Below are 26,450 nucleotides of genomic sequence, written 5' to 3' on the forward strand. Positions count from 1 at the left end.
CGAGCTTTTGCCTCGCGCCATGAAAAAAGCCTTCGCGTCTTGCGACGCGAAGGCTTTTATCGAGTGAGCGCGATCCGGTCAGACTGTACCGTCGCGCAACTCGCGGCGAAGGATCTTGCCCACATTGCTCTTCGGCAAGTCCTTGCGAAACTCGATGATGCGCGGCCGCTTATAGCCCGTCAGCCGTTCCTTGCAGAACGCGATCACGTCCGCTTCGGTCAGGTTGTCGTCCTTGCGCACGATAAAGAGCTTCACCGCCTCGCCCGAATTCTGATCCTTCACGCCGACCGCGGCCACTTCGAACACGCCCGGCAGCATCGCCACGACATCCTCGATTTCGTTCGGATACACGTTGAAGCCCGAGACGAGAATCATGTCCTTCTTGCGATCGACGATCTTCACGTAGCCGCGCTCGTCGAACACGCCGACATCGCCTGAGCGGAAGAAACCATCGGGCGTCATCACCTTGGCCGTTTCGTCCGGGCGATTCCAGTAGCCCGCCATCACCTGCGGTCCCTTGATGCAGATCTCGCCCGCCTGGCCGAGCGGCACTTCGTTGTTGTCGTCGTCGCGGATCGAGACTTCGGTCGATGGCAGCGGCAAGCCGATGGTGCCGGTGTACTCGGTGGCCGTCACGGGATTGCACGTGACGCAGGGCGAAGTCTCCGACAGCCCATAGCCTTCGACGATAGGCACGCCGGTCACCGCGAACCAGCGCTTTGCGACCGCTTCCTGAACCGCCATGCCGCCGCCGTTCGCCGCGATCAGCTTGGAGAAATCCAGCTTCGAGAAGTCGGGATGATTCAGCAACGCGTTATAGAGCGTGTTCACCGCCGGGAACGTGTTGATGGGAATGCCCTTCAGTCCCTTGATGGTGCCCGCGATATCGCGCGGATTCGGAATCAGCACGCCCAGCCCGCCCGTGCGGATGGTGAGCATGCCGCACACCGTCAACGCGAAGATGTGATACAGCGGCAGCGCGACGACGCACACGAACTGGTCGATGTCGGGCCGCTGTCTGCGCGCCGGTTCCAGCCACACTTCCGATTGCAGCACGTTGGCGATCAGGTTCCGATGCGTCAGCGTCGCGCCCTTCGCCACGCCGGTGGTGCCGCCGGTGTACTGGAGGAACGCGACGTCCTCCGGTGTCTGCGCGACCGGCTCCAGCGCGTGGCGGCTGCCTTCGCTGATCGCATCGTTGAAGCGGATGCTGCCTGGCAGATTGAACGCAGGCACCATCTTCTTCACTTTGCGGACGACGAGATTCACCAGCAGGCCTTTCATGCCCATCAGGTCGCCCATTGCGGCGACGACGACATGCTTGATCGCCGTGTTCTTGATCACGGCTTCGAGCGTGGTCGCGAAGTTCTCCAGAATGACGATGGCCTCCGCGCCGCTGTCGCGAAGCTGATGTTCAAGCTCGCGCGGCGTGTACAGCGGATTCACGTTCACGACGATATAGCCCGCGCGCAGCACAGCGGCAATGGCGACCGGGTATTGCAGCACGTTCGGCATCATCAGCGCGACGCGCGCGCCGCGTTTCAGTCCCCTGTGCTGCAACCACGCAGCGAGCTTTTTCGACATGTCGTCGAGCTCGCCGTAAGTGATCGCCTGCCCCATGCAGAGGAAGGCGCGACGGTCGCGGTTGTTGCGAAAACTGTCTTCGAGCAACTGTGAGACCGACCGGTACGCCGACACGTCGATCTCCGCGGGTACGCCGGCCGGATACGATTTCAGCCAGAGTTTCTCCATACGGCGTCTCCTTATTTAATTTCCGAATGGTCGTGCGAAAACAGGATGCTAGCCGCTCGCTTCCGTTCCGACAATCCGGTTAGACGCCGCATTTCAGACCACTTCGGGTCGGGTCTTTCCATACTTCTCAATGCACTGACTCCACTTCCACCAGGCAATCGTAGAACGTCGCCGATCCCCCCAGATCGGTCAAAGCCTGGCTCGTTACTTGATTGGCGTTGCAGCCATCGGGGGACAACTTCTTCCACCAGATCGACAAGCCGACGACCACGCCTTCGCGCGCCCTATCGGTGACGCGCGCACGCGCCTGCATCGACCCGCGATCATTGAAAATGCGCACCTGCGCGCCGTCCGCGATACCGCGCGCGTCCGCGTCGGCCGGATGAATATCGAGATGCGGCTCTGCTTCCGTCGCGCGCAGACTTTCGATGTTCACGAAGCTGCTGTTCAGGAAGTTGCGCGCGGGCGGCGAGATCATCGCGAGCGGATAGCGCGCGACGAGCTCCGGCGCCGCTTCCGCCGACTCGTACGGCGGAAGGTAATCCGGCAGCGGGTCCATGCCTTCGCGTGCGAGACGTTCGCTGAAGAACTCGCACTTTCCTGATGGCGTGCGGAATCCTCCGTGCGCGAGCGGCGCGTCGGGAATGTCGAGTTCGAGCCAGCGCGACGCCTTCAGTGCTTCCCATCCGCGGCCGTTCAGCGTGGGGTCGTCCCAGCGAAAGGCTTTCGACGCGATCTGCTCATCCGTTTCGAAGAGAGCAGGCTCGGTGAGATGCATCGCGCGGGCAAGGCCGCGGAAGAAATCGGTGTTCGGACGAGATTCGCCCACCGGCGGTATGGCCGGCAGGTTCGCCATGATGTGCGTGTGGCCGTACGACTTGTGGACGTCGAGGTGCTCGAGCTGCGTGGTCGCCGGAAAGATCAGGTCGGCGTAGTCGGCTGTATCGGTCTGGAAGTGCTCGAGCACGATGGTGAACAAGTCCTCGCGCGCGAAGCCAGCCGCAACTTTCGCCGAGTCCGGCGCAACGGCGACCGGGTTCGAGTTGTAGACGATCAGGGCTTCGATTTTCGGCCCGAACGCAGCATCGCCCGGATGGAGCAAGGCGTCGCCGATTGCGTTCATATTGATGCTGCGCGGCAGCTTATTCGGCCAAGCCGGCAGCAAGTCCGGGCGCTCGAGCGCGGCGTTGTCGACCGGTGCCCATCCCGACGACGACAACAATAGACCGCCCGACCGCTCGCGCCACGCACCCGTCAGCGATGGCAGACACGCGACGGCGCGCACCGCGTTGCCACCGCCGCGCACGCGCTGCATGCCGTAGTTCAGGCGGATGGCAGCTTTCTTGGTGGAGCCGAATGCACGCGCGAGATCCACGACGGTTTGTTCCTCGATGCCGCAAATCGTCGCCACGCGCGACGGCGGATACTGCGCGGCCCGCGCCGCGAGCGCGTCGAAACCAACGGTGTGGTCTGCGATGTACTCGTGATCGAGCAGGTTGTCGCGGATCAGCACGTGAATCATGCCGAGCGCGAGCGCGGCATCCGTGCCGGGCCGCAGCGCGATGTGCTGATGGCATTTCTCGGCGGTCAGCGACCGATACGGATCGATTGCGATCAGTTTCGCGCCGCGCCGCTTCGCCTCCTGCGCGCGCGTCCAGAAGTGCAGGCTCGACGCGATCGGGTTCGCGCCCCAGATCAGGATCAGCTCGCTTTCCTCGAAGAACTCGACGTGCATGCCGATGCCCGCGCCATACGTGTAGCGCAGCCCGGCCGCACCGGCTGCCGCGCAAATCGTGCGATCCAGCCGCGACGCGCCGAGCACATTGAAAAGTCGCGCGGCGATGCTTTCGCCCTGGACGAGGCCCATGGTGCCGGCGTAGCTGTACGGAAGGATCGCTTCCGGCGCACGGCGCGCGATCGCGCCCAGGCGCTCGGCGGCTATTTGCAGCCCCGCCTCCCAACTGATCCGTTCGAAACGACTGGACCCCTTCGGCCCGACACGGATCAACGGCGTGAGCAGGCGGTCCTTGTGATGCGTTCGCTCGGCGTATCGCGTGACCTTCGTGCAGAGCACGCCTTGCGTCGGCGGATGATCCGGGTCGCCGCTCACCTTCACTGCCCGGCCGTTCTCTACGGTGACGCGCATCGCGCAGGTGTCGGGGCAATCGTGCGGGCAAACGGCTCGGGCAAACTCGGCTGGGGCGTTCATCGGATAGTCCGGTCAATCGGCAAGGGGGCAGATGCCAGAATTCTATTACGCCGGCTATGCGACCGTCCGTCCGATGCCTCAAATAGTGGCGGCGTAGAATGAACCAGCGGTGCATCACACGGTTGGTCCGAATTCAAACAAGCGAGCGGTTCAATGAATCTGATACCGGAAATCGAAGCATCTCACGATGAAATCCAGGCTCTCCGACGAACGATCCACGCTCATCCCGAACTGCGCTATGAAGAGATAGGGACTGCGAAACTGGTGGCGGAGAATCTCGAACGTTGGGGCATTACGGTCCACCGAGGCTTGGGGAAGACAGGGGTCGTTGGCGTTTTGAAGCGTGGGTTGGGCCGCGCGTCTATCGGGCTGCGCGCCGACATGGACGCCTTGCCGATTCAGGAGATCAACAGCTTCGGCCATAAATCGACTCACGCCGGACGCATGCACGCGTGCGGTCACGACGGGCACACGGCCATGCTGCTCGGCGCGGCGAAGTACCTCGCGGAACACGGAAAGTTCGACGGGACGGTCGTCTTCATCTTTCAACCGGCAGAAGAAGGCGGCGCCGGCGGGAAGGCCATGATCGACGATGGACTTTTCACCCGCTTTCCAGTCGACGCCGTCTTCGGCATCCACAACTGGCCTGGCATTCCGGCAGGGCACTTCGGCGTGACGGAAGGCCCGATCATGGCGTCGAGCAATGAGTTTCGAATTACCGTCCGCGGAGTTGGGTCGCACGCCGCTTTGCCGCATAACGGACGGGATCCCGTCTTCAGCGCAGTTCAAATCGCTAACGCGCTGCAGAGCATCATCACGCGCAACAAGAAGCCGCTCGATACGGCCGTGTTATCGATCACGCAGATCCATGCGGGCGAAGCGGTCAACGTGGTGCCGGATCATGCGTGGCTGGGCGGCACGGTGCGGACTTTTACGGTGGAAACGCTCGACTTGATCGAAGCGCGCATGCGGAAGATTGCTGATGCGACCGCCTTAGCTTACGACTGCGAAGCCGAAGTCTACTTCCGTCGAAGCTATCCGCCGACAATCAATGATCCGACGCAAACGAAATTTGCGGCCGAGGTAATGGGTGAAGTGGTCGGCGAGCAGAACGTCGACTCTTCCGTCGAACCGACGATGGGCGCTGAAGACTTCTCCTTCATGCTGCTCGAGAAGCCGGGCTGCTACGCGTTCTTGGGTAATGGAGATGGGGCGCACCGCGAGCATGGACACGGTGAAGGTCCGTGCATGCTGCATAACGCGAGCTACGATTTCAACGACGCGTTACTGTCCGTCGGCTCGTCGTATTGGGTTAGGCTTGCTGAGCGGTTCTTAGCCCGGTGATCTAGGGGTCCGTCGAGTGGCGCGACGCGCTATGTCGCCCAAACGCAAAAACCCCACCTTTTCGGGGTGGGGTTTTTGTTTTGCAAGGGGGAGCCTGACGATTACCTACTTTCACACGGGCAATCCGCACTATCATCGGCGTGGAGTCGTTTCACGGTCCTGTTCGGGATGGGAAGGGGTGGGACCGACTCGCTATGGTCATCAGGCATAAAGGGGATGTTGTATCGCCTGTGGGGCGCTACAACCAATCGGGGAAGAAGTAGTGTGTTAGGGCAGTGACTGTGGGCACAGTCGCTACTCAACCCGTGTGGCCCTCTTCGAGGGTGGGGTCCAAGTAAGCGCTGAAGCGCTAACTTTGACCGACAAGACACACTGGTTATAGGATCAAGCCTTACGGGCAATTAGTATCAGTTAGCTCAATGCATTACTGCACTTACACACCTGACCTATCAACGTCCTGGTCTGGAACGACCCTTCAAGGGGCTCGAAGCCCCGGGATATCTCATCTTAAGGCGAGTTTCCCGCTTAGATGCTTTCAGCGGTTATCTCTTCCGAACATAGCTACCCGGCGATGCCACTGGCGTGACAACCGGTACACCAGAGGTTCGTCCACTCCGGTCCTCTCGTACTAGGAGCAGCCCCCTTCAAATATCCAACGCCCACGGCAGATAGGGACCAAACTGTCTCACGACGTTTTAAACCCAGCTCACGTACCTCTTTAAATGGCGAACAGCCATACCCTTGGGACCGGCTACAGCCCCAGGATGAGATGAGCCGACATCGAGGTGCCAAACACCGCCGTCGATATGAACTCTTGGGCGGTATCAGCCTGTTATCCCCAGAGTACCTTTTATCCGTTGAGCGATGGCCCTTCCATACAGAACCACCGGATCACTATGACCTGCTTTCGCACCTGCTCGACTTGTCGGTCTCGCAGTTAAGCACGCTTATGCCATTGCACTATCAGCACGATTTCCGACCGTACCTAGCGTACCTTCGTACTCCTCCGTTACGCTTTGGGAGGAGACCGCCCCAGTCAAACTGCCTACCATGCACTGTCCCCGATCCGGATCACGGACCAAGGTTAGAACCTCAAACAAACCAGGGTGGTATTTCAAGGACGGCTCCACCGAAACTGGCGTTCCGGTTTCATAGCCTCCCACCTATCCTACACAGATCGGTTCAAAGTCCAATGCAAAGCTACAGTAAAGGTTCATGGGGTCTTTCCGTCTAGCCGCGGGGAGATTGCATCATCACAAACACTTCAACTTCGCTGAGTCTCGGGAGGAGACAGTGTGGCCATCGTTACGCCATTCGTGCAGGTCGGAACTTACCCGACAAGGAATTTCGCTACCTTAGGACCGTTATAGTTACGGCCGCCGTTTACCGGGACTTCAATCAAGAGCTTGCACCCCATCATTTAATCTTCCGGCACCGGGCAGGCGTCACACCCTATACGTCCACTTTCGTGTTTGCAGAGTGCTGTGTTTTTATTAAACAGTCGCAGCCACCAGTTTATTGCAACCCTTTCACCCTCCTGGCGCAGGCCAGTCAAGCTACCAGGGCGTACCTTATCCCGAAGTTACGGTACCAATTTGCCGAGTTCCTTCTCCCGAGTTCTCTCAAGCGCCTTAGAATACTCATCTCGCCCACCTGTGTCGGTTTGCGGTACGGTCATCGTTAGACTGAAGCTTAGAGGCTTTTCTTGGAACCACTTCCAATTGCTTCGTGACCGAAGTCACTCGCGCCACACCCTTGAATTATGTGCCCGGATTTGCCTAAGCACCTTCTCCAATGCAGCGACCGGGACGTCCAACACCCGGACAACCTTCCGCGATCCGTCCCCCCATCGCATCTAACAATGGTGCAGGAATATTGACCTGCTTCCCATCAGCTACGCATTTCTGCCTCGCCTTAGGGGCCGACTCACCCTACGCCGATGAACGTTGCGTAGGAAACCTTGGGCTTACGGCGAGGGGGCTTTTCACCCCCTTTATCGCTACTCATGTCAGCATTCGCACTTCCGATACCTCCAGCACGCTTTTCAACGCACCTTCGCAGGCTTACGGAACGCTCTCCTACCATGCGTGTAAAACACGCATCCGCAGCTTCGGTGACTGGCTTGAGCCCCGTTACATCTTCCGCGCAGGACGACTCGATCAGTGAGCTATTACGCTTTCTTTAAAGGGTGGCTGCTTCTAAGCCAACCTCCTGACTGTTTTAGCCTTCCCACTTCGTTTCCCACTTAGCCAATCTTTGGGACCTTAGCTGGCGGTCTGGGTTGTTTCCCTCTTGACACCGGACGTTAGCACCCGATGTCTGTCTCCCGTGATTGCACTCTTCGGTATTCGGAGTTTGCTATGGCGTAGTAATCCGCAATGGACCCCACAACCATGACAGTGCTCTACCCCCGAAGGTGATACACGAGGCACTACCTAAATAGTTTTCGGAGAGAACCAGCTATTTCCAAGTTTGTTTAGCCTTTCACCCCTATCCACAGCTCATCCCCTAACTTTTCAACGTTAGTGGGTTCGGTCCTCCAGTACGTGTTACCGCACCTTCAACCTGGCCATGGATAGATCACTTGGTTTCGGGTCTACGCCCAGCAACTGATCGCCCTATTCGGACTCGCTTTCGCTACGCCTGCCTTAATCAGTTAAGCTCGCTACTGAACGTAAGTCGCTGACCCATTATACAAAAGGTACGCCGTCACCCCTTGACAGGGCTCCGACTGTTTGTATGCATGCGGTTTCAGGATCTATTTCACTCCCCTCCCGGGGTTCTTTTCGCCTTTCCCTCACGGTACTGGTTCACTATCGGTCGATCACGAGTATTTAGCCTTGGAGGATGGTCCCCCCATCTTCAGACAGGATTTCACGTGTCCCGCCCTACTTGTCGTACCCCTAGTTCTTTCATACTGTTTTCGCTTACAGGGCTATCACCTGCTATGGCCGCACTTTCCAGAGCGTTCAGCTAACAATACAAATAAAGAGTACAGGCTCTTCCCATTTCGCTCGCCACTACTTTGGGAATCTCGGTTGATTTCTTTTCCTGCGGTTACTTAGATGTTTCAGTTCACCGCGTTCGCTTCACATAGCCTATGTATTCAGCTATGGATACTCCATACGGAGTGGGTTTCCCCATTCGGACATCTTCGGATCAATGCTCGTTTGCCAGCTCCCCGAAGCTTTTCGCAGGCTACCGCGTCCTTCATCGCCTGTGATCGCCAAGGCATCCACCACATGCACTTGTTCGCTTGACCCTATAACGAGTGTGTCTCTTTGCTGCTCTAGACTCACACGCTACAGGCTGAGTATTCGCGTTGTGCCGTATTCCAAGTCATCAATTAAGATCACTTTTCATACTCGATACAATCACTACCCTGACTACCCTACTCACACCCATCTCTAAGTGCTTTCAGATAATCTCTTTACTACTTCTTCCTGATTGTTAAAGAACGTTTAGCCGATAGGTGTCTTGCAATACCCACAGCATCAACTGGCTAGCAATCGCCAATGCTTAATGCTTCGCTTTTTGCGAAACCCTAAGCATTGAGGATTGGTGGAGGATGACGGGATCGAACCGACGACCCCCTGCTTGCAAAGCAGGTGCTCTCCCAGCTGAGCTAATCCCCCGTATGCCTGACTTGAGTTCGAAGCTCGGTCAGCACTTGTTAGGGTGGTGGGTCTGGTTGGATTCGAACCAACGACCCCCGCCTTATCAAGACGGTGCTCTAACCGACTGAGCTACAGACCCTTAGCCTGTTTCTAAACCACAGCCGATAAGCGTGAGCGCTTGCTAGTTTCGTGCGAAGCTCGAGAAAGGAGGTGATCCAGCCGCACCTTCCGATACGGCTACCTTGTTACGACTTCACCCCAGTCATGAATCCTACCGTGGTGACCGTCCTCCTTGCGGTTAGACTAGCCACTTCTGGTAAAACCCACTCCCATGGTGTGACGGGCGGTGTGTACAAGACCCGGGAACGTATTCACCGCGGCATGCTGATCCGCGATTACTAGCGATTCCAGCTTCACGCAGTCGAGTTGCAGACTGCGATCCGGACTACGATCGGTTTTCTGGGATTGGCTCCACCTCGCGGCTTGGCAACCCTCTGTTCCGACCATTGTATGACGTGTGAAGCCCTACCCATAAGGGCCATGAGGACTTGACGTCATCCCCACCTTCCTCCGGTTTGTCACCGGCAGTCTCCTTAGAGTGCTCTTGCGTAGCAACTAAGGACAAGGGTTGCGCTCGTTGCGGGACTTAACCCAACATCTCACGACACGAGCTGACGACAGCCATGCAGCACCTGTGCGCCGGTTCTCTTTCGAGCACTCCCGCCTCTCAGCAGGATTCCGACCATGTCAAGGGTAGGTAAGGTTTTTCGCGTTGCATCGAATTAATCCACATCATCCACCGCTTGTGCGGGTCCCCGTCAATTCCTTTGAGTTTTAATCTTGCGACCGTACTCCCCAGGCGGTCAACTTCACGCGTTAGCTACGTTACTAAGGAAATGAATCCCCAACAACTAGTTGACATCGTTTAGGGCGTGGACTACCAGGGTATCTAATCCTGTTTGCTCCCCACGCTTTCGTGCATGAGCGTCAGTGTTGGCCCAGGAGGCTGCCTTCGCCATCGGTATTCCTCCACATCTCTACGCATTTCACTGCTACACGTGGAATTCTACCTCCCTCTGCCACACTCAAAGCCTGCCAGTCACCAATGCAGTTCCCAGGTTAAGCCCGGGGATTTCACATCGGTCTTAACAGACCGCCTGCGCACGCTTTACGCCCAGTAATTCCGATTAACGCTCGCACCCTACGTATTACCGCGGCTGCTGGCACGTAGTTAGCCGGTGCTTATTCTTCCGGTACCGTCATCCTCCATCCATATTAGGGACGAAGTTTTCTTTCCGGACAAAAGTGCTTTACAACCCGAAGGCCTTCTTCACACACGCGGCATTGCTGGATCAGGGTTGCCCCCATTGTCCAAAATTCCCCACTGCTGCCTCCCGTAGGAGTCTGGGCCGTGTCTCAGTCCCAGTGTGGCTGGTCGTCCTCTCAGACCAGCTACAGATCGTCGCCTTGGTAGGCCTTTACCCCACCAACTAGCTAATCTGCCATCGGCCGCCCCTACAGCGCGAGGTCCGAAGATCCCCCGCTTTCCTCCGTAGATCGTATGCGGTATTAATCCGGCTTTCGCCGGGCTATCCCCCACTACAGGACACGTTCCGATGTATTACTCACCCGTTCGCCACTCGCCGCCAGGCCGAAGCCCGCGCTGCCGTCCGACTTGCATGTGTAAGGCATGCCGCCAGCGTTCAATCTGAGCCAGGATCAAACTCTTCAGTTCAAACCCTGTTACTGTTTTCGGTTGTCTTACCAACCGGTCGCTCACTCAACGTACTGACGATGATTAATCCGTCTCTCGACAGATAAACCTTCCTCTGATACTTCGTGTGAGACTCTTGATACTTTTGCTTGCCCGGCTCCGAAGAACCGGCCGCACTCACCATCAAGCGCCCACACTTATCGGCTGTTAGTTTTTAAAGAGCAATCCGCCAAGACCTTCCTGCTTTGCCGCATCGAGCACTTGGCTCAACCGCTTCGTCTTGCGTCGCTGCATCAGCAGCAGAGAAACGAGATTATGTACGTCGTTTCGGTCAGTGTCAACAAGTTTTTGAAGCATTTCACTCGTCAACCGCGCTTGGAACACTTCTACCTTCCAAGCTCACCACGACACCACTTTTCCCGCTTCCTTCGCGTTCGTTGAATCGCGAAGGACGGAATTTTAGTGACCGGCACGACAATACGCAAGGACTCCGCGCAAGAAATTATCGATGTTTGAACGCCGGTTTGCGCTTCTCGACGAACGCCGACATTCCCTCCTTCTGATCCTCGGTCGCGAACAGCGAATGAAACAAACGCCGCTCGAAGTGGACGCCTTCGGCGAGCGTCGTCTCGTAGGCGCGGTTCACCGACTCCTTGGCCATCATCACCGCGGGCAACGAGAAGCCGGCGATGACGGTGGCAGCCTCGACAGCCTCGTCGAGCAGACGCTCCGCCCCGACCACGCGTGACACCAGTCCCGCACGCTCGGCTTCGGCGGCGTCCATCATTCGGGCCGTAAGGCACATGTCCATCGCTTTTGCCTTGGATACGGCACGCGGCAACCGCTGTGTGCCACCCGCTCCCGGAATCACGCCGAGCTTTATTTCAGGCTGACCGAACTTCGCCGTGTCCGCCGCGATGACGATGTCGCACATCATGGCCAACTCGCAGCCGCCGCCGAGCGCGAACCCGGCCACCGCCGCGATGACCGGCTTTCGAATGGACCGGATCGTCTCCCAGTTTCGCGTGATGTAGTCGCCTTTGTAGACGTCTATATAAGAATACTTGGCCATCATGCCGATGTCCGCGCCCGCCGCAAAAGCCTTCTCACTGCCGGTCAGCACGATCGCACCGATGTCGTCGTCCGCGTCGAACGCCTTCAGGGCCGCGCCGAGTTCATCCATTAACGCGTCGTTCAGCGCGTTCAGCGCCTTGGGACGATTCAGCGTAATCAGCCCGACCCGCCCGCGTGTCTCGACCAGCAGATTCTCGTAAGTCATGCGCTCCTCCTAGCGATCCTCAGGTAAGTCCTAATGAAAAGACCTCTTCTCCGTCATCTTGATAATGCTAACATCACCAACCAACCGGTCGGTTAATTAATCTGGCCCAACCGTCCTTTACTTCCGTTCTCGCGACCATGACACATCCGCTATTCACGAAGCATGAGGCGATGCTCGACAAAGCTCTCGCTGCCATCGAAACCCGCGGCTACTGGAGCCCGTTCGCCGAAATGCCCAGTCCCAAAGTGTACGGGGAAACCGCCAACGCGGACGGAGAAGCGACGTTCAAGGCGCACCTCGGCAAGACGTTCGAGCTGGACCAACCGTCGACGGGCGAAACCGTCGGCAAAGAGCAATCGCCTTTCGGCATCGCGCTCGATATTCGCTATCCGAAGGCGGACCCGGACGCGCTCATTCACACAGCCGCCGAAGCGCAAGCCGAATGGCGCGCCGCCGGTCCGCAGGCTTGGGTCGGCGTGAGCCTCGAGATCCTGTCACGTCTTAATCGCGCGAGCTTCGAGATCGGCTACAGCGTCATGCACACCACCGGACAGGCTTTCATGATGGCCTTCCAGGCAGGCGGCCCGCACGCGCAGGACCGCGCGCTCGAGGCCGTGGTCTACGCCTGGGACCAGTTGCGCCGGATTCCTGCCGAAGCGCACTGGGAAAAGCCGCAGGGCAAGAATCCGCCACTCGCCATGCAAAAGCGTTACACCGTCGTGCCTCGCGGCACGGGGCTCGTGCTCGGCTGCTGCACTTTCCCGACGTGGAATGGATACCCGGGCCTTTTCGCCGATCTCGCCACCGGCAACGCCGTTATCGTCAAGCCACACCCCGGTGCAATCCTGCCGCTGGCAATCACCGTCCGCATTGCCCGCGAGGTGCTTCGCGAAGCGGGCTTCGATCCCAACATCGTCACGCTGCTCGCAACTGAACCGGACGATGGCGCACTTGTTCAGCAGCTTGCGGTTCGCCCCGAGATCAAGGTCATCGACTTCACCGGTAGCACGCAAAACGGCACGTGGCTCGAGCGCAATGCGCATCAGGCTCAGGTCTACACCGAGAAGGCGGGCGTCAATCAGATCGTCATCGATTCCGTGGACGACATGAAAGCGGCCGCCCGCAATATCGCGTTCTCGCTCGCGCTTTACTCCGGCCAGATGTGCACCGCGCCGCAGAACATCTATGTGCCGCGCGACGGCATCCGTACCGCCGACGGTCACCTGAGCTTCGACGATGTCGCGAAGTCGCTCGCCAGCGCGGTCGAGAAGCTGACCTCCGATCCGGCGCGCGCCGTCGATCTGATCGGCGCGATCCAGAACGAAGGCGTCGTCGCGCGCATCGCCGAGGCCCGCGCAATCGGCGAGGTATTGCTCGATAGCTGGACGCTCGCCCATCCGGCTTTCCCCGACGCGCGCATTCATACGCCTCTCATGCTAAAGATGGACGCGCGCTCCGACCAACCGAAGTTCACCAAGGAATGGTTCGGGCCCATCTCGTTCGTCATCGCAACGGATTCGACCGCGCACTCCCTCGACCTCGCCGGCTCGATCGCTCAGGAGCACGGCGCGCTCACGTTGTCCGTCTACAGCACCGACGACGCCGTTATCCACTCCGCGCATGACGCCGCGATACGCGGGGGCGTCGCGCTTTCAATCAATCTGACCGGTGGCGTGTTCGTCAATCAGTCGGCCGCGTTTTCGGACTTCCACGGCACGGGCGCGAACCCGGCCGCCAACGCTGCGCTCGCGGATGCCGCGTTCGTCGCGAATCGCTTCCGCGTTGTCCAGAGCCGGGTTCATGTTGCCCCGAAAGCAACGCCCGCGGAAGCTGGCCAAACGGCATAGGCGAAAACGACAACCTGCGAAACCGTGCAATCGGCCTATGCCGTTCGGCCGAATGGAAAGCGGCGTTTAGCACGTCTAGTATCGGCGGGTGAGTGAGCAACGCGGCCGGCACGTGCCCAAGGAGATGCCATGTCAGAGAAGTCTGTCCTGTACCACATTGACGGCGATACGCGCGTCGCGACCATTACGCTGAACCGCCCGGACAAGCTGAACAGTTTCACGCGCGAGATGCACGGCCATCTCAGCCACGCGCTCACGGAGATCGAGGCCAGCAACGCGCGCGCGGTCGTCATCACGGGCGCGGGGCGCGGCTTCTGTGCGGGGCAGGACTTGGCCGACCTCGACTTCACGCCCGGTTCGATGTCCGACCTTGGCGAGCTGATCGACGCGCACTTCAATCCGCTCGTGCGTCGCCTGCAGACGATGCCGCTGCCCGTCATCGCTGCCGTCAACGGCACGGCCGCCGGCGCGGGAGCGAATCTGGCGATGGCGTGCGACCTCGTCATCGCCGCGCGCTCGGCGAGCTTCATCCAGGCATTCGTGAAGATCGGCCTAGTTCCGGACTCGGGCGGGACGTGGCTGCTGCCGCGCCGCGTCGGCGAAGCGCGAGCCCTCGCCCTCGCGCTCACCGGCGAGAAGTTGAGCGCGGATAACGCGGAAGCCTGGGGCATCGTGTGGCGGGTCGTCGAAGACGGTGAATTGCAGCAGGCAGCCGCGCAACTGGCGGCGCAACTCGCGCAACAGCCGGCGCGCGCAGTGGCCGCAATCAAACAACTGATGCGTGCGAGCGCGAACAACACATTCGACGCCCAACTTGACCTCGAACGCGATATTCAGCGCGAACTCGGCGCGTCGCCCGACTATATCGAAGGCGTCGCAGCGTTCAAGGAAAAGCGCGCGCCGCGCTTCGAGGGCCTGTAAGACCATTACCGGAGAGACCTGTGACGCCTCAACAGCTTGCGGAAGCCACCGCCAAAGCCATGTACGAAGCGGACGCTTGCTCGCGCACGCTCGGCATCGAGTTGATCGAAGTGCGCCCGGGCTATGCCCGCCTGCAGATGAACGTCCGTCCCGACTTTCTCAACGGTCACGCCATCTGCCACGGCGGTCTCATCTTCACGCTTGCGGATTCCGCGTTCGCTTTCGCGTGCAATTCGTACAACGTGAGCACGGTCGCGGCGGGCTGCTCGATTGAGTTTTTGCGGCCCGTGCAGGGCGGCGACCGGCTGACTGCGGAGGCAGTCGAACAGACATTGAGCGGACGCGCCGGCATCTACGACATCCGCGTGACCAACCGCGAAAGCGAAACGGTAGCGATGTTTCGCGGCAAGTCGGCACAAATCAAGGGAACCGTGATTCCCGTCTGACGGGCCGTGAAGCGCACCGAGACCGCGAGCATGAAGGAGACACCGATGACCACAGCATTGCCGCTCGATCCGATCGAAACGGCGAGCCGCGACGAACTCGTCGCGCTGCAACTGCAACGCCTGAAATGGACGCTCAAGCACGCCTACGAGAACTCGCCGGTCTACAGGCGCAAGTTCGACGAAGCGGGCGTGCATCCCGACGAAGTGCGATCCCTCGCCGATCTCGCGCGGTTTCCGTTCACGACCAAGAAGGACTTGCGCGACAACTATCCGTTCGGCATGTTCGCCGTGCCGCAGGAGCGTGTCGCGCGCATTCACGCGTCGTCGGGAACCACGGGCAAGCCGACTGTCGTCGGCTACACCGCGGCAGATATCGACACGTGGGCAGATCTCGTCGCGCGTTCGATTCGCGCAGCGGGCGCGCGGCGCGGCGACAAGGTGCACGTGAGCTATGGCTACGGCCTCTTCACCGGCGGGCTCGGCGCGCACTACGGCGCCGAACGCGCGGGGCTGACCGTGATCCCGTTCGGCGGCGGGCAAACCGAGAAGCAGGTGCAACTCATTCAGGACTTCCGGCCCGACATCATCATGGTCACGCCCAGCTACATGCTGTCCATCGCGGACGAGCTCGAGCGGCAAGGCTTCGATCCGTCGAACTCCTCACTGCGAATCGGCATTTTCGGGGCGGAGCCGTGGACGAACGACATGCGCCATGCCATCGAGCAACGCATGGGTATCGATGCCGTGGACATCTACGGATTGTCGGAGGTCATGGGACCGGGCGTCGCGTCCGAGTGCGCCGAGACCAAGGACGGCCCGATGATCTGGGAAGATCACTTCTATCCGGAAATCATCGATCCGGAAACGGGCGAAGTCCTGCCCGATGGCGAATTCGGCGAGCTTGTGTTCACGTCGCTCACGAAGGAAGCGTTGCCGATCATCCGCTATCGCACACGCGATCTGACGCGCCTTTTGCCCGGCACCGCACGCACGATGCGCCGCATGGAGAAGATCACCGGCCGCTCCGACGACATGATGATCGTGCGCGGGGTCAACGTGTTCCCGACGCAGATCGAGGAATTGCTGCTGAAGCGGCCGGTGCTCGCGCCGCACTATCAGATCGTGCTGACGAAGGACGGCCCGCTCGACGTGCTGACGCTCAACTGCGAGCCGTGTCCCGAGTCGGCACAGGATGTCGCCGCTCTGGAAAGCGCGAAGACCGCGCTTGCCTACGACATCAAGGCGCTGATCGGTGTGAGCGCGGTCGTGAACGTCCTTGCGGTCAACGGCATAGAGCGGTCGGTCGGCAAGGCGCGGCGTGTAGTCGACAAGCGCAAGATAAGCGCGTAAGCGTCCCTGCGTTCAGGAGTTCGGCATCAGCAGCCACATCCGGCCGCCCTGCTTCATACGCCCGGCAAGGTCGCCGGCGTTGTCGCCGAGGCCCCAGAAATAATCGGCGCGCACGCCGCCCTTGATCGCCGTGCCGGTGTCCTGCGCGAAGACGAGGCGGTTCATCGGCTGGTTGCTGAGCGGCCGCGTGGTTTGCAGGAACACGGGCGTGCCGAGTGGAATGGCGGACGGATCGACGGCAATCGAACGTTCCGGTGTGAGCGGCACGCCGAGCGCGCCGACGGGACCATCGCCGAGACTCGCGCTCATCACGTCGTTCGCGGGCATCTCGCGGAAGAACACGAAGCGCGGATTCACGTCGAGCAGCGCATCGACGCGCGCCGGGTTCGCCTTCGCCCAGGCCTTGATGCCCTGCATCGTCGCCTGCGCGGGCGTGAGTTCGCCGCGATCGAGCAACTCCTTGCCGATGGATCGGTACGGCTGGTTGTTCGTCCCGCCGAAGCCCACGCGCATGACGCTGCCGTCTTCCATCACGATGCGCCCCGACCCCTGCACTTGCAGGAAGAACGCTTCGATCGGGTCGTCGACCCACACGAGCTCGTTGCCGTTCAGCACGCCGGAGCGTTCGAGCTGCGCGCGCGCCGGCAGCGCGGAGCCCGGCTTGTACCGATACGGCCAGCGATACAGCGCGTACTGATACGCCCCATGGCGCGTGCGCGAACCGCGCAGCAACGGCTCGTAATAGCCGGTCACGAGACCATCGACGGTGCCGTCCGTATTGGCGAGCTGGAACGGCGTGAAATACGCCTCGAAGAAACTGCGCGCCGCCGACATGTCCAGATCGTCGAGGCTTTGCGCCGCCGCGCAGGCCTTCTGCCATCCAGGCTGGCGTGCGAGCCGGCTGCAGTTTTGTCGCAGCGCTGCCGTCGCGCCGATCAGGCTATCGTCCTGCCAGCCGGGAACCTGCTGCCAACTCACTGCGGTCAGTCGCGACGATGCGCGCTGGCCCGTGGTGATGGGCGTGCCGCCCGCTGTGCTCGGCCCCGGCTTCACGTAACTGCCGCCGCCGCACGAGGCGAGCAGCACGGCCGTTGCAATCGACGCGGCCCAGGCCGCTCCTCGCGCGGCGCGTGGCGCTAACCGCATACAATGCTCGTTCTTGATGGGAACCGCCATGTCTGATCTGTTCGACGAATATCCAATGCTCATCTTCGCGCTCGAGGCGCTCGTGGCGCTCGGGCTCTTGATTTTCATCGTCGCGTGGACGGCTTCGGGCAAAAAGAAGCACCAGAACCGCGCCAACGACTCGGCCAAACGCCGCTAACTTGCGCTTGCCCGCTGCTTGCCCAGTCAGTGCAGCGTGCGCGGCACGTGCAGCGCGAATTCCGCGATAGGCGCTTCGAAGCGTTCGCCGTCGTCCGCCACGCAGAAATACTCGCCGCGCATGGTGCCCACCGGCGTCGCGATCACAGCCCAGCTCGTATATTCGAACTGCTCGCCCGGCGCAAGCAACGGCTGCTGGCCGACCACGCCCAGCCCCTTCACTTCCTGCACCTGGTTGTCGCTATCCGTGATGACCCAATGACGCGAAATCAACTGAGCCGTCACGTGGCCCGTATTGCGGATCGTCAACGTGTAGGCGAAGGCGTATTGGCGGCTGTCCGGGTCGGACTGCTCGGGCATATATCGCGTCTCGACGGACACGGTGAATTCGTACTGGCTCATCGTCGTTCCAAGTCAATTCATCGCTGCGCTGCGCAAAAACAGCGCGCGGGTGCGCCGCTACTGGTCAGGCATTCTGCTTGATGCAGCCCGCGCCCGCAACACGGACGGGGCCTCGCGGGCGTTTTCCGCGCCGTCAAGCTGGCCGTCCGGCCGACTTACGCCAAAGACAACGCGGGTTAGAATTGCGCTTCAGACCGTCGGCTGCACGCTTGGCCGCGCGAATCGAGTCTCCTGGTCCCTGCGGCCCCAAACCGGATACGTCCATGGCGCAATTTCACATCGCTCCCAGCATCCTTTCCGCCGACTTCTCCCGGCTCGGCGAGGAAGTCCGCAACGTCGTCGCCGCGGGAGCCGACTGGATTCACTTCGACGTGATGGACAACCATTACGTGCCGAATCTCACGATTGGCCCGATGGTGTGCGAGGCCATTCGCCCGCACACGGAAGTGCCTATCGACGTGCATCTGATGGTGCGGCCGGTGGATCGCATCGTGCCCGATTTCGCGAAGGCCGGCGCGAACGTGATCAGCTTTCACCCGGAAGGTTCGGACCACATCGACCGCACGCTTTCGCTCATTCGCGATCACGGCTGCAAAGCGGGTCTCGTCTTCAATCCCGCAACGCCGCTGAATTATCTCGATCACGTGATGGACCGGCTCGATCTCGTGCTGATCATGTCGGTGAATCCGGGCTTCGGCGGGCAGTCGTTCATTCCGGAAGCACTCAACAAGCTGCGCGAAGCGCGGGCGCGCATCGACGCCTACCGCGAGCGCACGGGCCGCGAGATTCATCTGGAAATCGACGGCGGCGTGAAAGTGGACAACATCGCGGAAATCGCGGCGGCCGGAGCGGACACGTTCGTCGCGGGCTCGGCCATCTTCGGCAAGCACGACTACAAGCAGGTCATCGACGCCATGCGCGCCGAACTGGCTAAATCGGGAGCGCAGCAATGAGCGACGTCATCGCGCCGCCGCCGGCATTCACGAACCGCCCTATCCGCGCCGCGATCATCGATCTGGACGGCACGATGGTCGACACCGCCGACGACTTCGTCGCCGCGCTCAACGGCATGCTGACGCGCGTGGGCATCGACCAGCCCGCCACGCGGGAAGAAGTCGTCGGCTACATCGGCAAGGGTTCGGAAAACCTGATCCGCAGCGTGCTCGGCGCGCGCCTGCCGCATCCGCAGGCCACCGCTCAGTTCGACGACGCCCTCGCCACCTATCAGAGCGAATACGCGAAGATCAACGGCAAGCATTCGACGCTCTTCCCCGAAGTCGAGGCAGGGCTCGAAGCCATGCGCGAACTCGGCATTGCGCTCGCGTGCGTCACGAACAAGCCGCATCGCTTCGCGGTGGAATTGCTGTCGCACTTCGGCATCGCGCAGTACTTCAAGGTCATTCTCGGCGGCGATTCCGTGCCGTTGAAGAAACCCGACCCGCTGCCGATGCTCACCGCATGCGAGCGGCTGGACGTGTTGCCGCGCGAAACGGTGGCCGTCGGCGATTCCGAAAACGACGCGCTCGCAGGCCGCGCCGCTGGCATGGCGACGCTCACGGTGCCCTACGGTTACAACCATGGGAAAGCCGTGCAATCGGTGAAATCCGATGGTATAGTTTCCTCGCTGCGCGCGGCCGCTTCGGCAATCGCCGCCACGCTCGCGCCGCCGAATACCACACTGACTGAATAGTCCATCTCTCATGTTTCTCAACAGAAAACGGAGTCTGAGCAGCATCGACCGGGGAGCCTGGCCCTGGCGTCGCTGGTCGCGCTAACCTCGCCCGAGGTACGCTGAAGTGACGTTGCGTTCTGCTTCACTCGCTTCAGCAACCGTTTTTTGTTTCGCTGCGCATTCCCGCGCCGTTTCCGTTGATTGGTCGTACATCTCGTACATCGAGCCTTGCTTCGGCATGCGCCGTATAGCGTTGCGCGCGGCATGTGCCGTACGCGCAGGCCGTCCACGTGACATCGAAATAGTTCGATGCCGCGCGGCCAAGCTGCATCGACCGACAATCCGGCAAACGAGCCGCCCGCAGCGCCGTAAGCATCCCCTTTGACGCGCCCTGACAAAACGAACGCGTCGCTCAAGGACAGCAAGATGACCGAACTCGAATTCCAATCGCTGGCGAACGAAGGCTACAACCGCATTCCGCTGATCGCCGAAGCCCTCGCCGACCTCGAAACGCCGCTCTCGCTCTACCTCAAGCTCGCCCAGAGCGAGCGCAATGGCGCGAACTCCTTCCTGCTGGAATCGGTTGTCGGCGGCGAGCGGTTCGGGCGTTACTCGTTCATCGGCTTGCCGGCCCGCACGACGGTGCGCGTGCAGAACGGCGTGTCGCAAGTGGTCACGGACGGCACGGTCACCGAGACCGACGAAGGCGATCCGCTCGCGTTCATCGAACGCTTCCAGAAACGCTTCAAAGTGGCCATGCGCCCCGGCCTGCCGCGCTTCTGCGGCGGTCTCGCAGGATACTTCGGTTACGACGCGGTTCGCTACATCGAAAAGAAGCTCGCCGATACGGCGCCGCGCGACGACCTCAACCTGCCCGACATCCAGCTGCTGCTGACTGAAGAAGTCGCGGTCATCGACAATCTCGCGGGCAAGCTCTACCTCATCGTCTATGCAGACCCGACGAAGCCCGAAGCGTATGCGAAGGCGAAGCATCGTCTGCGCGAGTTGCGCGGTCGTCTGCGCGCGACGGTCCAGCCGCCGGTGACATCGGCGAGCGTGCGCACGGAGACGTATCGCGAGTTCGCGAAAGAGGACTATCTCAACGCCGTTCGTCGCGCGAAGGAGTACATCGCGGCGGGCGAACTCATGCAGGTGCAAGTCGGCCAGCGTCTGATCAAGCCGTTCCGCGACAATCCGCTTTCGCTGTATCGCGCGTTGCGGTCGCTGAATCCGTCGCCGTACATGTACTACTACAACTTCGGCGGCGACGTTCACGTGGTCGGCGCATCGCCCGAAATTCTGGTGCGTCAGGAAAAGCGCGCCGAGGACCGTATCGTCACCATTCGCCCGCTCGCCGGCACGCGGCCGCGCGGCAACACGCCCGAGCGCGACGCCGAACTCGCCACCGAACTGCTGAACGATCCGAAGGAAATCGCCGAACACGTGATGTTGATCGACCTCGCGCGCAACGACGTGGGCCGTATCGCCGAGACGGGCTCGGTCGCGGTGACGGACAAGATGATCATCGAGAAGTACTCGCACGTTCAGCACATCGTGAGTTCGGTGGAAGGCCGACTCAAGCCCGGCATGAACAACTTCGACGTGCTTCGCGCGACGTTCCCCGCCGGCACGCTTTCCGGCGCACCGAAAGTCCGCGCGATGGAACTGATCGACGAACTGGAGCCCGTCAAGCGCGGGCTGTACGGCGGCGCCGTCGGCTATCTGTCGTTCAGCGGCGAAATGGATCTGGCGATTGCCATCCGGACCGGTCTCATTCACAAAGGCAATCTCTACGTGCAGGCAGCGGCGGGCGTCGTCGCGGACAGCGTGCCCGAATCGGAATGGCAAGAGACGGAGAACAAGGCGCGCGCCGTATTGCGCGCGGCCGAGCAAGTGCAAGACGGCCTCGACAGCGACTTCTGAGGAGACAAGACCATGCTGCTGATGATCGACAACTACGATTCGTTCACCTATAACCTGGTCCAGTACTTCGGCGAGCTCGGCGAGGACGTGCGCACGTATCGCAACGACGAAATCACCCTCGACCAGATCGCGGAGCTGCAACCCGAGCGCATCTGTCTCTCGCCTGGCCCGAGCAATCCGCAGCACGCGGGCATCACGCTCGACGTGCTGCGCGAATTCGCCGGCAAGCTGCCGATTCTCGGCGTCTGTCTCGGCCATCAGGCGATCGGCGAGGCGTTCGGCGGGCGCGTCGTGCGCGCGCAGACCATCATGCACGGCAAGGTGAGCCAGATCGAAACGGACTGCAAGGGCGTCTTCTCCGATCTGCCCAAGCACTTCAACGTCACGCGCTATCACTCGCTCGCCATCGAGCGCGAGTCGTTGCCGGACTGTCTCGAAGTGTCGGCATGGACGGCGGACGGCGAAATCATGGGCGTGCGCCACAAGGAACTCGCCGTGGAAGGCGTGCAGTTCCACCCGGAATCCATTCTTTCCGAGCACGGCCACGCGCTGCTCGAAAACTTCGTGAAGAACACGGCGTCCGGCAAGCGGGCTTAAGAACATGACGATCACTGCACAAGAAGCCCTGCAACGCACCATCGAGCATCGCGAGATTTTTCACGACGAAATGCTGCATCTCATGCGCCAGATCATGCGCGCCGAGATGTCGCCCGTGATGGCCGCCGCGATCATCACCGGCTTGCGCGTGAAGAAGGAAACCATCGGCGAGATCGCGGCGGCGGCGACCGTCATGCGCGAGTTCGCCAATCACGTCGACGTGGCGGACAACTCGAATTTCGTCGATATCGTCGGCACGGGCGGCGACGGCTCGCACACGTTCAACATCTCCACGGCGTCGATGTTCGTCACCGCCGCGGCCGGCGCGAAGGTAGCCAAGCACGGCAATCGCGGCGTATCCAGCAAGTCGGGCAGCGCGGACGTGCTCGAAGCACTCGGCGTCAACATCGACCTCACGCCGGAGCAAGTGGCCGCCTCCATCGCCGAAACGGGCATGGGCTTCATGTTCGCGCCGAATCATCATCCGGCCATGAAGAACATCGCAGCCGTGCGGCGCGAACTCGGCGTGCGAACCATCTTCAATATTCTCGGGCCGCTCACGAATCCGGCGAGCGCGCCGAACCAGCTTCAGGGCGTGTTCCACGAAGACCTCGTCGGCATTCAGGTTCGCGTGATGCAGCGGCTCGGCGCGAAACACGTGCTCGTCGTGCACGGCAAGGACGGCATGGACGAAGTCTCGCTCGGCGCGGCGACGAAAGTCGGCGAACTGAGGCACGGCGAAGTGCGCGAATACGAGATTCATCCGGAAGATTTCGGCTTGCAGATGGTCTCGAACCGGTCGCTCAAAGTGCAGGACGCGCAGGAGTCGAAGGCCATGCTGCTGGGCGCGCTGAACAACAAGGCGGGCGTCGCGCGCGAAATCGTCATACTGAACGCGGGCGCGGCGCTCTACGCCGCCGACAGGTGCGAATCGATCGCCGACGGCATGACCGCCGCGCGCGAAGCCATCGAGAGCGGCGCGGCGCGCGAGAAGGTCGAGGCCTTGGTACGCTTCACGCAGCAATTCACGAAATAACGGAACCCATCATGAGCGACATTCTCGATCGCATCATCGCGGTCAAGCGCGAGGAAGTTCGCGCCGCCGAACAGAGCGCGCCGCTCGAAGAGCTGAAGCTCGAAGCGAGCGCGCGGGACCTGCGCGATTTCGTCGGCGCATTGCGCGCGAAGCACGCCGCCGGCCAAGCCGCGGTGATCGCCGAAGTGAAGAAGGCGAGCCCGTCGAAAGGCGTGATACGCGAGGACTTCGTACCCGCCGACATCGCGCGTTCGTACGAGAAAGGCGGCGCCGCGTGCCTCTCCGTGCTCACCGACGTGCAGTTCTTCAAAGGCAGCGTCGCGTATCTGGAAGAGGCGCGCGCCGCGTGCAGCCTGCCGGTACTGCGCAAGGACTTCATCGTCGATCCGTATCAAGTGATCGAAGCTCGCGCGATGGGCGCGGACTGCATCTTGCTGATCGCAGCAGCACTGGAACTCTCGCAGATGCAGGACCTGGAAGCGTATGCGCATTCGCTCGGTCTCGCGGTCCTCGTCGAAGTCCACGACACCGACGAACTGCGCGACGCGCTCACGCTCAAGACGCCGCTCATCGGCATCAACAATCGCAATCTGCGCACGTTCCAGACGACGATCGACACGACCATCGGCATGCTCGAATCCATGCCGGACGACCGTATCGTGGTGACGGAATCGGGCATCCTGTCGCGTCTCGACGTCGAGCGGCTGCGCGCGATGCGCGTGAACACCTTCCTCGTCGGCGAGGCGTTCATGCGCGCCGACGACCCGGGCGCGGAACTCGCCCGCATGTTCTTCTAATTGGATTGCATCGTGGGAATCGAACGCGAAATCAAGCTGGCGCTGCCGCCGTCGCAACACGACGACGTGGCGCGTTTCTTCGACGAACGCGCCGGCGCGGGCAGGCCGTTTGATCTGGGCAACGTGTACTTCGATACGCCGACGCTCGCGCTCGCCGAGGCCAAAGCCGCGCTGCGCCTGCGCCGCGCGCCGGACGAATGGCTGCAAACCTACAAGACGCTCGGCGAATCGCGCGCGGGCATGCACAGCCGCCACGAGTGGGAAATGCCGGTGAAAGGCGAGGCGCTCGAAATCGACGCGCTGCTCGCCGCCTGCGACGACGAAGCCGCCCGCGAGGCGCTCAAAGCCGCCGCGCCGGAACTGGTCGCGCTGTTTCGCACGGACTACCGGCGCATCGTGTGGGACGTCGAGCATGAGGGCGCGCAGATCGAAGTGGCGCTCGATCTCGGCGAAGTAACGGCGGACGTCGACGGCGAAACGCGTCGCGCGGAAATCAGTGAACTGGAGTTCGAGCTGAAGTCGGGTAACGAACATGCGCTGGAAACGCTTTCCGCCGAAGTGCGCGGCGCGTTCCCGGAACTCGTTCCCGAAGATCTGAGCAAGGCGCAGCGCGGCTACCGGCTGCGCGAGCAGCCGCAAAGCGGTATTCAAGACGCCGAAGCATGAATCGCCAGTCTTCCCTCTTTGCGGAGCCGGACAGCGCGATGGACGCGCCCGCGTTCGCCACGCTCGAAAGCCAGTTCGACGCGTTGCCCGCCGATTGGCGGCGGCATCTGATGCCGTTCATCGAAAGCTCGCGCTACGCGGCGCTCTGCGCGTTCGTGGATGCGGAGCGCGCCGCCGGCAAGACCGTCTATCCCGCCGACGTTTTTCGCGCGCTGCGTCTGACGCGCCCCGGCGACGTCAAAGTGATCATTCTCGGCCAGGACCCGTATCACGGCGAGGACAAGGGCGCGCCGCAAGCGCACGGCCTCGCGTTTTCGGTGCCCGCGCCGGTGCGCCCGCCGCCGTCGCTGCGCAACATCTTCAAGGAAATTCAGGCGAGTCTCGGCTTCGCGGCGCCGTCGCATGGTTGTCTCGATGCCTGGGCGAAGCAAGGCGTGCTGCTTCTGAACACGTCGCTCACCGTCGAGCGCGACAAGGCGGGCAGCCACGCGAAGCGCGGCTGGGAGCAATGCACCGACACGCTCATCCACGAGATGGCGCTGCGGCACGACGGCCTCGTGTTCATGCTGTGGGGCGCGCACGCGCAGGCGAAGCGCGGGTTGATCGAGGGCACCGGCAAGGCGCATTGCGTGCTGGAAGCGCCGCATCCGTCGCCGCTTTCCGCGCATCGCGGATTCCTCGGCTGCGGGCATTTCGCGCGGGCGAATGCGTATCTCGTCGAACACGGACGAGCGCCGATCGACTGGCGCTTGCCCGACTAACGCCGCCTGCATGAAAAAACCCGCTGCGTCGAACGACGCAGCGGGTCTCTACTATATCGACATCACGAAAGGTCGCTTACAGCGCCGCGATCGCCTCGCGCGCTTGCGCCAGCGCCGTGCCGGCCACGTCCGCGCCCATGTTCAGGCCTTCCGCGTAGATGAAGTTCACGTCCGTCATGCCGAGGAAGCCGAGGAACGACTTCAGATACGGCGTCTGCGAGTCATGCGGCGTGCCGACATACTTGCCGCCGCGCGCCGACACCACGAACACCTTCTTGCCCTTCACGAGGCCTTCCGGACCGTTCGCCGTGTAACGGAACGTGATGCCGGCCCGCGCGATCTGGTCGAAGTACGCCTTCAGTTGCGACGAGATGCCGAAGTTGTACAGCGGCGCCGCGATCACGACGATATCCGCCGCTTGCAGTTCTTCGATCAGAGCGATGCTCTTCGCGTCGATGGCGGCCTGCTCGGGCGTGCGCTTGTCGGCGGGCGTGAAGAACGCGCCTAGCGTGGCGTCGTCGAGGTGCGGCAGGTTGTCGGCGAGCAGATTGCGCACAACGACCTTTGCGCCCGGATTGCTTTGTTGCAGCTTGGCGGTGAGTTCGTCGGCGAGCAGCGTCGACTGAGCGCCTTGCGAACGCGCGGCGGAATTGATTTGCAGAATCGTCGTCATGATGGCTTCCTTCCTGAGTGGGGAGCGGACGGCAAGCGCGCCCGCGTTAGGAAGCATTCTTCAATTTTCGACGTTCGGGAAAAAGCGGCGCGGCCGCGAAGGATCGTTGCACCGGTAGAAC

General features: G+C 61.3%; 19 protein-coding genes, 2 tRNA genes and 3 rRNA genes. 13 read left to right on the forward strand and 11 right to left on the reverse strand.

Annotated elements, in window-relative coordinates:
* Window positions 1-78 precede the first annotated feature (78 nt).
* Together LDZ26_RS11175 and LDZ26_RS11180 are read right to left on the reverse strand one after the other, a co-directional pair.
* Window positions 79-1,752, reverse strand: coding sequence for a long-chain fatty acid--CoA ligase (locus LDZ26_RS11175; RefSeq protein WP_244847296.1), 1,674 nt, complete (start codon window positions 1,750-1,752; stop codon window positions 79-81).
* Between the two features lie 127 nt (window positions 1,753-1,879).
* On the reverse strand, window positions 1,880-3,961 hold the full coding sequence (locus LDZ26_RS11180) for a molybdopterin-dependent oxidoreductase (protein ID WP_244847297.1): 2,082 nt from the start codon (window positions 3,959-3,961) through the stop codon (window positions 1,880-1,882).
* Between the two features lie 153 nt (window positions 3,962-4,114).
* Between LDZ26_RS11180 and LDZ26_RS11185 the strand changes: the two genes are divergently transcribed.
* Window positions 4,115-5,305: a M20 aminoacylase family protein gene (locus tag LDZ26_RS11185; protein ID WP_244847298.1), complete on the forward strand. Its 1,191-nt coding sequence runs from the start codon at window positions 4,115-4,117 to the stop codon at window positions 5,303-5,305.
* 92 nt (window positions 5,306-5,397) lie between these two features.
* On the opposite strand, the gene rrf is transcribed toward LDZ26_RS11185, so the two are convergent.
* From rrf to LDZ26_RS11215, 6 genes are all read right to left on the reverse strand, one after another.
* A 5S ribosomal RNA gene (gene rrf, locus LDZ26_RS11190) occupies window positions 5,398-5,511 on the reverse strand.
* 174 nt (window positions 5,512-5,685) lie between these two features.
* Window positions 5,686-8,567, reverse strand: a 23S ribosomal RNA gene (locus tag LDZ26_RS11195).
* 297 nt (window positions 8,568-8,864) lie between these two features.
* Window positions 8,865-8,940, reverse strand: a tRNA-Ala gene (locus tag LDZ26_RS11200).
* A 44-nt stretch (window positions 8,941-8,984) separates the two neighbouring features.
* Window positions 8,985-9,061: transfer RNA gene (locus LDZ26_RS11205), tRNA-Ile, on the reverse strand.
* 64 nt (window positions 9,062-9,125) lie between these two features.
* Window positions 9,126-10,657, reverse strand: a 16S ribosomal RNA gene (locus LDZ26_RS11210).
* Together the 16S, 23S and 5S rRNA genes with 2 tRNA genes alongside form the textbook arrangement of a ribosomal RNA operon.
* A gap of 481 nt (window positions 10,658-11,138) precedes the next feature.
* Window positions 11,139-11,915: an enoyl-CoA hydratase gene (locus LDZ26_RS11215; RefSeq protein WP_244847299.1), complete on the reverse strand. Its 777-nt coding sequence runs from the start codon at window positions 11,913-11,915 to the stop codon at window positions 11,139-11,141.
* 137 nt (window positions 11,916-12,052) lie between these two features.
* Between LDZ26_RS11215 and paaN the strand changes: the two genes are divergently transcribed.
* The 4 genes from paaN to paaK all read left to right on the forward strand — a co-directional run bounded on the left by paaN (window position 12,053) and on the right by paaK (window position 16,479).
* Entirely contained in the window at window positions 12,053-13,762 is a 1,710-nt protein-coding gene (gene paaN, locus LDZ26_RS11220; RefSeq protein ID WP_244847300.1) for a phenylacetic acid degradation protein PaaN, read from the forward strand.
* A gap of 129 nt (window positions 13,763-13,891) precedes the next feature.
* Window positions 13,892-14,683, forward strand: coding sequence for a 2-(1,2-epoxy-1,2-dihydrophenyl)acetyl-CoA isomerase PaaG (paaG, locus tag LDZ26_RS11225; protein WP_244847301.1), 792 nt, complete (start codon window positions 13,892-13,894; stop codon window positions 14,681-14,683).
* A gap of 59 nt (window positions 14,684-14,742) precedes the next feature.
* Complete coding sequence (gene paaI, locus LDZ26_RS11230) at window positions 14,743-15,129, forward strand: hydroxyphenylacetyl-CoA thioesterase PaaI (RefSeq protein WP_244849163.1); 387 nt, start codon at window positions 14,743-14,745, stop codon at window positions 15,127-15,129.
* Window positions 15,130-15,174: 45 nt separating this feature from the next.
* Window positions 15,175-16,479 (forward strand): phenylacetate--CoA ligase PaaK, encoded by a 1,305-nt coding sequence (gene paaK, locus LDZ26_RS11235; protein WP_244847302.1) that lies wholly within the window; start codon window positions 15,175-15,177, stop codon window positions 16,477-16,479.
* A 12-nt stretch (window positions 16,480-16,491) separates the two neighbouring features.
* Here the strand turns inward: paaK and LDZ26_RS11240 are convergent, their stop codons facing one another.
* Entirely contained in the window at window positions 16,492-17,733 is a 1,242-nt protein-coding gene (locus LDZ26_RS11240; protein WP_244847303.1) for a murein transglycosylase A, read from the reverse strand.
* 96 nt (window positions 17,734-17,829) lie between these two features.
* Window positions 17,830-18,204, reverse strand: a complete 375-nt coding sequence (gene apaG / locus LDZ26_RS11245) for a Co2+/Mg2+ efflux protein ApaG (RefSeq protein WP_244847304.1) — start codon at window positions 18,202-18,204, stop codon at window positions 17,830-17,832.
* Window positions 18,205-18,467: 263 nt separating this feature from the next.
* Here apaG and rpe point away from each other — a divergent pair, with 263 nt between their 5' ends.
* The 8 genes from rpe (at window position 18,468) to LDZ26_RS11285 (ending at window position 25,656) form a co-directional block, all read left to right on the forward strand.
* On the forward strand, window positions 18,468-19,157 hold the full coding sequence (gene rpe, locus LDZ26_RS11250; protein WP_206467084.1) for a ribulose-phosphate 3-epimerase: 690 nt from the start codon (window positions 18,468-18,470) through the stop codon (window positions 19,155-19,157).
* The gene (gph, locus tag LDZ26_RS11255) at window positions 19,154-19,894 is read left to right on the forward strand and encodes a phosphoglycolate phosphatase (protein ID WP_175946639.1); all 741 of its coding nucleotides are present in this window, start codon (window positions 19,154-19,156) and stop codon (window positions 19,892-19,894) included. Before rpe ends, gph begins: the two co-directional genes overlap by 4 nt.
* Before the next feature lie 408 nt (window positions 19,895-20,302).
* Window positions 20,303-21,799 carry an anthranilate synthase component I gene (trpE, locus tag LDZ26_RS11260; protein WP_244847305.1) on the forward strand — a complete coding sequence of 499 codons (1,497 nt, stop codon included), beginning with the start codon at window positions 20,303-20,305 and terminating at the stop codon, window positions 21,797-21,799.
* A 12-nt stretch (window positions 21,800-21,811) separates the two neighbouring features.
* On the forward strand, window positions 21,812-22,396 hold the full coding sequence (locus LDZ26_RS11265) for an aminodeoxychorismate/anthranilate synthase component II (protein ID WP_244847306.1): 585 nt from the start codon (window positions 21,812-21,814) through the stop codon (window positions 22,394-22,396).
* 4 nt (window positions 22,397-22,400) lie between these two features.
* The gene (gene trpD, locus LDZ26_RS11270) at window positions 22,401-23,432 is read left to right on the forward strand and encodes an anthranilate phosphoribosyltransferase (protein WP_244847307.1); all 1,032 of its coding nucleotides are present in this window, start codon (window positions 22,401-22,403) and stop codon (window positions 23,430-23,432) included.
* Window positions 23,433-23,443: 11 nt separating this feature from the next.
* Window positions 23,444-24,229, forward strand: a complete 786-nt coding sequence (gene trpC / locus LDZ26_RS11275) for an indole-3-glycerol phosphate synthase TrpC (protein ID WP_244847308.1) — start codon at window positions 23,444-23,446, stop codon at window positions 24,227-24,229.
* A 12-nt stretch (window positions 24,230-24,241) separates the two neighbouring features.
* Entirely contained in the window at window positions 24,242-24,895 is a 654-nt protein-coding gene (locus tag LDZ26_RS11280) for a CYTH domain-containing protein (RefSeq protein ID WP_244847309.1), read from the forward strand.
* Window positions 24,892-25,656 (forward strand): uracil-DNA glycosylase, encoded by a 765-nt coding sequence (locus LDZ26_RS11285; protein ID WP_370650615.1) that lies wholly within the window; start codon window positions 24,892-24,894, stop codon window positions 25,654-25,656. Before LDZ26_RS11280 ends, LDZ26_RS11285 begins: the two co-directional genes overlap by 4 nt.
* A gap of 76 nt (window positions 25,657-25,732) precedes the next feature.
* Here the strand turns inward: LDZ26_RS11285 and LDZ26_RS11290 are convergent, their stop codons facing one another.
* Complete coding sequence (locus LDZ26_RS11290; protein ID WP_244847310.1) at window positions 25,733-26,329, reverse strand: FMN-dependent NADH-azoreductase; 597 nt, start codon at window positions 26,327-26,329, stop codon at window positions 25,733-25,735.
* Window positions 26,330-26,450: the final 121 nt, after the last annotated feature.

It is taken from the genome of Caballeronia sp. SL2Y3 (assembly GCF_022879575.1).
Classification (GTDB): domain Bacteria; phylum Pseudomonadota; class Gammaproteobacteria; order Burkholderiales; family Burkholderiaceae; genus Caballeronia.

Coding starts and splice junctions, on each gene's coding strand:
- LDZ26_RS11175 (WP_244847296.1), bottom strand. CDS start 1,752: ATGGAGAAACTCTGGCTGAAATCGTATCCGGCCGGCGTACCCGCGGAG.
- LDZ26_RS11180 (WP_244847297.1), bottom strand. CDS start 3,961: ATGAACGCCCCAGCCGAGTTTGCCCGAGCCGTTTGCCCGCACGATTGC.
- LDZ26_RS11185 (WP_244847298.1), top strand. CDS start 4,115: ATGAATCTGATACCGGAAATCGAAGCATCTCACGATGAAATCCAGGCT.
- LDZ26_RS11215 (WP_244847299.1), bottom strand. CDS start 11,915: ATGACTTACGAGAATCTGCTGGTCGAGACACGCGGGCGGGTCGGGCTG.
- paaN (WP_244847300.1), top strand. CDS start 12,053: ATGACACATCCGCTATTCACGAAGCATGAGGCGATGCTCGACAAAGCT.
- paaG (WP_244847301.1), top strand. CDS start 13,892: ATGTCAGAGAAGTCTGTCCTGTACCACATTGACGGCGATACGCGCGTC.
- paaI (WP_244849163.1), top strand. CDS start 14,743: ATGTACGAAGCGGACGCTTGCTCGCGCACGCTCGGCATCGAGTTGATC.
- paaK (WP_244847302.1), top strand. CDS start 15,175: ATGACCACAGCATTGCCGCTCGATCCGATCGAAACGGCGAGCCGCGAC.
- LDZ26_RS11240 (WP_244847303.1), bottom strand. CDS start 17,733: ATGAAAATCAAGAGCCCGAGCGCCACGAGCGCCTCGAGCGCGAAGATG.
- apaG (WP_244847304.1), bottom strand. CDS start 18,204: ATGAGCCAGTACGAATTCACCGTGTCCGTCGAGACGCGATATATGCCC.
- rpe (WP_206467084.1), top strand. CDS start 18,468: ATGGCGCAATTTCACATCGCTCCCAGCATCCTTTCCGCCGACTTCTCC.
- gph (WP_175946639.1), top strand. CDS start 19,154: ATGAGCGACGTCATCGCGCCGCCGCCGGCATTCACGAACCGCCCTATC.
- trpE (WP_244847305.1), top strand. CDS start 20,303: ATGACCGAACTCGAATTCCAATCGCTGGCGAACGAAGGCTACAACCGC.
- LDZ26_RS11265 (WP_244847306.1), top strand. CDS start 21,812: ATGCTGCTGATGATCGACAACTACGATTCGTTCACCTATAACCTGGTC.
- trpD (WP_244847307.1), top strand. CDS start 22,401: ATGACGATCACTGCACAAGAAGCCCTGCAACGCACCATCGAGCATCGC.
- trpC (WP_244847308.1), top strand. CDS start 23,444: ATGAGCGACATTCTCGATCGCATCATCGCGGTCAAGCGCGAGGAAGTT.
- LDZ26_RS11285 (WP_370650615.1), top strand. CDS start 24,892: ATGAATCGCCAGTCTTCCCTCTTTGCGGAGCCGGACAGCGCGATGGAC.
- LDZ26_RS11290 (WP_244847310.1), bottom strand. CDS start 26,329: ATGACGACGATTCTGCAAATCAATTCCGCCGCGCGTTCGCAAGGCGCT.